This window comes from Pseudoalteromonas sp. S2755, from assembly GCF_005886535.1.
Taxonomy (GTDB): domain Bacteria; phylum Pseudomonadota; class Gammaproteobacteria; order Enterobacterales; family Alteromonadaceae; genus Pseudoalteromonas.
In genome coordinates this window covers 1-7,101 of sequence record NZ_PNDS01000053.1, presented here as the reverse complement: position 1 = coordinate 7,101, position 7,101 = coordinate 1, and the positions used below count along the sequence as shown (strand labels likewise).

The 7,101-nt window shown below is 44.3% G+C and carries 4 protein-coding genes; all 4 read left to right on the top strand.

Going from position 1 to position 7,101, the window contains the following annotated elements; genetic code table 11:
- The first annotated feature begins 313 nt into the window (after positions 1–313).
- The 4 genes from tmpT to CWC03_RS10575 all read left to right on the top strand — a co-directional run bounded on the left by tmpT (position 314) and on the right by CWC03_RS10575 (position 6,919).
- Positions 314–973, top strand: coding sequence for a thiopurine S-methyltransferase (gene tmpT, locus CWC03_RS10590; protein ID WP_138581895.1), 660 nt, complete (start codon positions 314–316; stop codon positions 971–973).
- A 237-nt stretch (positions 974–1,210) separates the two neighbouring features.
- On the top strand, positions 1,211–3,127 hold the full coding sequence (locus CWC03_RS10585) for a CHRD domain-containing protein (protein ID WP_138581894.1): 1,917 nt from the start codon (positions 1,211–1,213) through the stop codon (positions 3,125–3,127).
- 198 nt (positions 3,128–3,325) lie between these two features.
- Positions 3,326–4,702: a glycerophosphodiester phosphodiesterase family protein gene (locus tag CWC03_RS10580; protein WP_138581893.1), complete on the top strand. Its 1,377-nt coding sequence runs from the start codon at positions 3,326–3,328 to the stop codon at positions 4,700–4,702.
- A 471-nt stretch (positions 4,703–5,173) separates the two neighbouring features.
- Positions 5,174–6,919 carry a methyl-accepting chemotaxis protein gene (locus tag CWC03_RS10575; protein WP_128726240.1) on the top strand — a complete coding sequence of 582 codons (1,746 nt, stop codon included), beginning with the start codon at positions 5,174–5,176 and terminating at the stop codon, positions 6,917–6,919.
- Positions 6,920–7,101: the final 182 nt, after the last annotated feature.

Genomic DNA, 7,101 nt, shown 5'->3' with positions numbered 1-7,101 from the left:
TATGGTGTAGGAGCGGGTTCACCCCGCGATCTTTTCACCAAGAGCGCTTCCCACTGCGACGTAATGTGAATGGTTTATTTTTCAGCTAATTATCATACCGCAATTGGGCCGGAAATTTCATTACCGATCACCAATAAGGCTTCGCATATTGCACTTCTGTCACCAAATAGCTATTGCTTTTGGCATCCTATAATCTGCGATTGTAAAAATTGTCTTTAAACTTAATGTCGTGGAAATTCACCCTACCTACTTGACCTAAAGTTGACTTGAGAAAGTAGTATTCATCGGCACACTAATAAATGGGAGACAAAGTATGAAAGCAGAGTTTTGGCACGAGTTATGGGAAAGCGAACAAACTGGTTTTCATGAAGGGCAAGTAAACCGAATGCTGCTAAAGTACGGTGAGCTTTTAAACCTAAAAGAAAATAGCAGGGTGTTATTGCCACTATGTGGCAAGACACATGACATATTTTATTTCTTAGGAAAGGGCCATCATGTGATTGGCGTAGAGTTATACGAACCCGCAATTAAAGCATTGTTTGAAGCGCTAAAAGTGAAACCTAATATCAGCCGTGAAGGAGCGTTTACCCTTTACCGAGCCACAAATCTAACGATTTACGTTGGAGACTTCTTTACGATTACCAAAGCTGAACTTGAAAATATTGATGCCATCTATGACCGAGCAGCATTAGTCGCTTTACCTGAAGCTATGCGCCGCAAATATAGTGAGCATCTCAACGCTATCACGAATGCAGCATCACAGCTGTTAATCTGTTTTGAATACGAGCAATCGCAAATGGAGGGGCCTCCATTTTCTGTTTCAGCAGACATGGTCACAAGCTATTACGGTAATAGCCACAAAATTGAGCTACAAGCACGTCAATTGATCATGGGAGGGTTGAAAGGACTCGATGAGGCAGTTGAAAGCGTGTGGTTACTCAATAGCCTGAACTCGGAAAAATCAGTTTGCTAACTTTTTATAAAAACTCAGTTCAAATAAAACTACATAAATAAAAAAATGCATCCATTTTACAATTTAATGGGTGCTTTGCTCGCCAAAATCCCGTCTAGTGAATATTGCTATTAGGTACAGGTAAGATATTTACAATAATTTTGCAAGTTTGATGAACTTTTATTCGACTCTGTTCGTAAGGGTTAGCTATGGGTGACAAAAGTCATTCTTTTTAATCGAGTCTACAGGATGAGTATAATGAAAAAGTTTATAGTAAGTGCCAGTTTCATGCTTCTTATGGCATGTAGCGACAACGACGATAACGATACTGTTACACCTCCGCCACCGCCACCAACCCAAGAGTTTTCAGCGACTAAGACCTTTGAATTGATGTTATCTGGAAAGCAAGAAGTGCCGATGAATACGTCAATGCAAACCGCTTCTGCAACAGTTGAGCTTGATGAAAATCTGATGCAATTCAGAGCAACACTCGACTACAGCAACGTCGAAGGTTTTAGTGCTGCACATATTCACGATGGTGATTTGGGGGCTAATGGCGATGTGGCATTCGCCTTTGAAGCATCAGATGACAATATGGTGAGTATTCCAATAACAGATCTGTCTGAGGATCTAATTGAGGATATGCTTGACGGTGATTGGTATATAAATTTACACACCGAAGCCTTTCCAAACGGCGAGTTACGCGCTCAGATTGTGCCTGACACGGTAAGCGTGATCACGTTCAAATTAGATGGCTCACAACAGGTGCCAATGAATGAAAGTAGTGCCATGGGGTATGGTTATGCTTCCTACGACAGCGCCGATGGCGAGCTTTATCTTCGCGCGGTCACTATGGGTGTTGATGATGCCACCGCGGCACATATTCACACAGGCCGCATTGGTATGAACGGCGATGTGCTCGTGGTGTTAGAGCAGGACGACGAAGTAATGACAGACTGGGTAACGCCAGATGACACGATGATCGACGAAGCGACGTTGAATGTTTTGCTCTCGGGTGGACACTACGTCAATGTTCACACGCCAGAGATGCCAAACGGTGAGATCCGTGGCCAAATCTTGACGGACAATTACGCAGTTGCGACATTTGACTTATCCGGTAAACAGGAAGTGCCAGCAGTAGCAACAATGGCGTCCGGTGATGGCTATGCCCTTGTTAACACTGATGACTATGAAGTAGAGCTCAGAGTTGTCACTAGCGGGGTTGAGGATGCAACGGCGGCACATATTCATACCAGTCGGATCGGCATGAATGGTGATGTTCTAGTTGGCCTAGAGCAAGGCACCGATGATATGAATGTGTGGATGACGCCAGACAACACCATGATCAATGCTGAGATTTTTGCGGTGCTCGCATCAGGTGGTCACTATGTTAACGTCCATACTCCTAGCAATCCCAGTGGTGAGTTACGTGGCCAAATTCTTACCAGCAATTATGCGCTCGCTACTTTTGCGCTTTCAGGTCAGCAAGAGGTTCCGGCGGTATCGACAATGGCGTCAGGTGACGGCTACGCACTGGTTAACATGAACGATTATGAAGTTGAACTTCGTGTAGTGACAATGGGTGTTGAGGATGCAACGGCGGCACATATTCATACCGGTCGGATCGGCATGAATGGTGACGTTCTAGTTGGCCTAGAGCAAAGCACCGATGATATGAATGTATGGATGACACCAGACAACACCATGATCAATGCCGAGATTTTTGCAGTGCTCGCATCAGGCGGTCACTATGTTAATGTGCATACACCAGCAAATGCGAGTGGTGAACTCCGTGGTCAGATCCTTACTGACAACTACACGTTGGTAGCCTTTCCATTGAGTGGCGAGCAAGAAGTCCCAGCCGTTACAACCACAGCCACTGGTAGTGGATATGCTTTGGTAAATCGAAACGGCTTCGGCCTTGAATTACAAGTCCTCACTTCAGGTGTTGCCGATGCAACTGCTGCGCACATACATACAGGTATTGCTGGTGAAAACGGCCCTGTGTTACTGGCATTAATGCAAGATAGTAGTGATGCCAATCGTTGGATGGCTCCAGCCAATGCAGCACTGACAGCGGAAATATTTGCGATTCTGGCGGGCGGTGGTCACTATGTAAATGTGCATACACCAGCAAATCCAAGTGGTGAGTTAAGAGGTCAAATAGTTAATTAATCATTAAGATAATTATCTCGCATCAAAGAGTCTGTAAGCGCAGGCTCTTTTTCTTTATATTCAAATTACACAACTATTATCCAGTCAGGGGAGTTATATTTAGTTAAAAAGATGTAATCAAAAGATCATGATTTGTTCCCGTAATCGTAATGCAAAGCGTCTAGCGTAAACCTTCTTTAAAATAATAATGGTATTACAATGAATAAGATAAGCGTTTGTTCTACGCTCATAGCTGCATTATTACTAAGTGCATGTGATGATGATTCTGTGGAGGTTGTACAGGTTGAAAAGCCGGTGATCACAACGGAGACTGAAATAAAAGTCGTTGAAGTTCCGGTAATTGTGGAGGTGCCAGCAGGTAGCGCAAGTGTCATGCAAGTGGGCACACGGCCTGATTTCTTGATTCAAGATATGGAAGACAGTGCACTCAAAACCAAGCTTGAGCAGTGTGCTAACGGACCTTTTTATAAAACAGACTTTTCAATTGGACACCGTGGTGCGCCAATGCAGTTTCCTGAACACACCAAAGAATCTTATATTGCGGCAGCTAAAATGGGTGCTGGGATTTTGGAGTGTGACGTTGCCTTTACCAAAGACAAAGAGCTGGTTTGTCGCCATTCACAATGTGATTTACACACTACAACAAATATTTTAGCAACGGATTTAGGCCAAAAATGTACAACACCATTTGTACCAGGCGATCCTGAAAATGGAATTGCAGCCCAAGCTATGTGTTGTACCAGCGACATTACTTTGGCTGAGTTTAAGACATTAAAAGGTAAAATGGATGCCGTGAACTCAATGGCGACAACCGTAGAGGAATATATGGATGGCACGGCAAATTGGCGCACCGATTTATATTCGAGCCGTGGCACTTTAATGACCCATGCCCAGAGTATTGAGTTATTTAAAAGTTTAGGCGTGAAAATGACACCAGAGCTGAAGACTCCGTCTGTCGCTATGCCTTTTGACGGTTTTACACAAGAAGCCTACGCACAAAAAATGATCGACGAATATAAAGCTGCAAATGTAGATCCAAAAAATGTCTGGGCGCAGTCATTTAATCGGGACGATGTCGTCTATTGGATAAAAGAAAATCCCGAGTTTGGTGCACAGGCGGTGTATTTGGACGACAGATACGAAGCGCAAGCAGCAGATAATGAAACCATGGTATCAGCCGAGCAAATCGTGAATAACCCAGAGCTATTGTCGCCAACGATGGAAGAGCTTGCAGCGGATGGTGTTAACATTATCGCACCACCTCTTTGGATGTTATTAACCGAAGAAGGAGGGGAAATCGTACCCTCACCTTATGCCAAAGCTGCAAAAGCAGCAGGGCTTGAGATCATCACTTGGACACTAGAGCGCTCTGGTCACCTAGCCAGCGGCGGTGGTTGGTACTATCAAAGCATCAACGGCAGTCTGTCAGGTGAGGCGATGATAGATAATGATGGCGATACTTTTAAAGTGCTAGATGTATTGGCCAAAGAGGTTGGCGTAATCGGCGTATTCTCTGATTGGCCAGCAACGACCACTTACTATGCAAGCTGCATGGGTATGCCTGCCAGTATTTAAGTGGTGTTTATTGTGGTAGGAGCGGATTTACTCCGCGATCTTGTCTCTAATGATCGCCGCATAAAGCGGCTCCTACCAAGGATTTGAGATATGGTAGGAGCGGATTTACTCCGCGATCTTATCTCCAATGAACGCCGCATAAAGCGGCTCCTACCAAGGATTTGAGATATGGTAGGAGCGGATTTACTCCGCGATCTTATCTCCAATGAACGCCGCCTCAAGCACCTCCCACCAAGGGGTTGAGTATATGGTAGGAGCGGATTTACTCCGCGATCTTATCTCCAATGATCGCCGCCTAAAGCGGCTCCCACCAAGGGTTTGAGTTTATGGTAGGTGCGGATTTACTCCGCGATCTTTTGATTTGGTTCTCACTGTTATTATATCGGCTCCATTTGTTCCTAATTCGATGCTAGAAGAATCTCAACCCCTGCACTAATCTTTATTGTGAACGCTTTAATAAAGGCTAGAATCATGAAGTTAAACTCTATCCGTATCCTCATGACCACTATCTTTGGTGGTATTGTTGTTTTTGTCGTCATCGTTACCCTTTTAGTTGTCAACATGTATAACGCCTTGCTTGATTTTGAACAAATGGCAGATAACCGATACAAGGCTTACCAACTTGCCGACGAGTTAAGACAAAGCTCCGACGATTTAACACGATTGGGCAGAACCTATGCGGTAACTGGCAACGATAAATACGAAAAAATGTATATGGATGTATTAGCAATTCGTAATGGTGAAAAGCCTAGGCCTGAAGGCTACCATAAAATTTATTGGGATCTGGTGCTTAACTATGGTGAGAAGCCAAAACCAGACGGTCAGCGTGAGGTGTTACTCGATGCCATGAAAGCGGCAGGGTTTAGCCAAAAGGAGCTCAACTACTTAAGTGAGGCACAAGCCAATTCCGATGGCCTCGTCGCATTAGAAGTTGAAGCCATGAACGCTGTAAAAGGTAAATTTAAAGATAGCGCTGGCAATTACACTATTCAAGGCGAGCCTGATTTGACCAAAGCGGTTAACCTCACGCACAGTGATGATTATCATCGCTATAAAGCCAACATTATGAAACCGGTGGAATCATTTTTCACAGAGCTGGAAAACCGCACTAAACAAAACGTTATACAAGCACACAGTGCTGTGGAGTCTTATGTTTTTTGGGCCATGGTTATGTTAGTCATAACCGTATGCTTCAGTTTATTCGGTGTGTACTTGGTTCGTCGCCGCATCGTAAAACCAATTGAATTACTTGGCAGAACATTTGAAGAGATAGGTAGTTCAAATGATCTTAGAAAAACGGTAGATGAAAGCGGCGCAACTGAGATTCAGGTGGTAGCCAATATCGTAAATCGGATGCTTAATAGTTTTAAAAACACAGTAACTAATATCGGCTCTGCAGGTGGTGCGATGTCAAAATCTTCCAAAGAGGTGGCGCATTTTATTCGTAGCAACAAAGAGATAAGCGAAGAACAAAACGCTCGCCTTGAAACCATTGCTACTGCCGCGGAAGAAATGACTGCTACACTCAATGAGGTCACCTCAAGTACAGTAAGTACCGCAGATTACGCTAATCAGGTTGAACTTGAAGCGCAGCGTGGAATGGAGGTGATGTCGCAAACCAGCCAACAATTTACCGAATTATCTGCGCGCTTTGACAGAACTGCAAATATTATTTCAGAGTTGACTGAGCAAAGTGATCAAGTATCAAATGTAGTGAGCGTGATCCAGGCGATTGCAGAGCAAACTAACCTCCTCGCATTAAATGCTGCCATCGAAGCGGCAAGAGCAGGAGAGCAAGGTCGTGGCTTTGCTGTTGTTGCAGATGAAGTAAGAACCCTTGCACAAAGAACCCAAAAATCCACAGAAGAGATTCGTGATATCATCAACCAGCTGCAAACCAAAGCGGGGAGTGCGAATACCGCCATTCAGCAGAGTCAGCATCAAGTGCAAGCAACGGAAGAGCAGGTGATGGTATCTTCCGAAGTGCTCGACAGCATATTTGAAGCTGTAAGTAAAATCAAAGATTTGACTCAAGGTGTTGCTACTGCCTCTCAGGAACAGTTATCGGTGACAGAAGACATTAACACCAATATCAATGGCCTGAGTGATATTTCCAAAGAAGCAATTAAGCGGATGAATGAGTTTATGGCCATTGTTGAGCAGCTAGAGCAAACTAGTCATCGCCTTAACGACAATGCGAGAGAGTTTACTGTTTAGTACTTAAAAAGCGCTTGACGCGCGGGTCTTTTTTCTACTGATCGCCGCGTAAAGCGGCTCCCACCAAGAGTTTGAATATATGGTAGGAGCAGATTTATTCCGCGATCTTGTCTCTAATAAACGCCGCCTAAGGCGCCTCCTATCAAGGGTTTGAATATATTTTATTAGCGGTTTCAAGGCGC

Coding starts and splice junctions, on each gene's coding strand:
- tmpT (WP_138581895.1), top strand. CDS start 314: ATGAAAGCAGAGTTTTGGCACGAGTTATGGGAAAGCGAACAAACTGGT.
- CWC03_RS10585 (WP_138581894.1), top strand. CDS start 1,211: ATGAAAAAGTTTATAGTAAGTGCCAGTTTCATGCTTCTTATGGCATGT.
- CWC03_RS10580 (WP_138581893.1), top strand. CDS start 3,326: ATGAATAAGATAAGCGTTTGTTCTACGCTCATAGCTGCATTATTACTA.
- CWC03_RS10575 (WP_128726240.1), top strand. CDS start 5,174: ATGAAGTTAAACTCTATCCGTATCCTCATGACCACTATCTTTGGTGGT.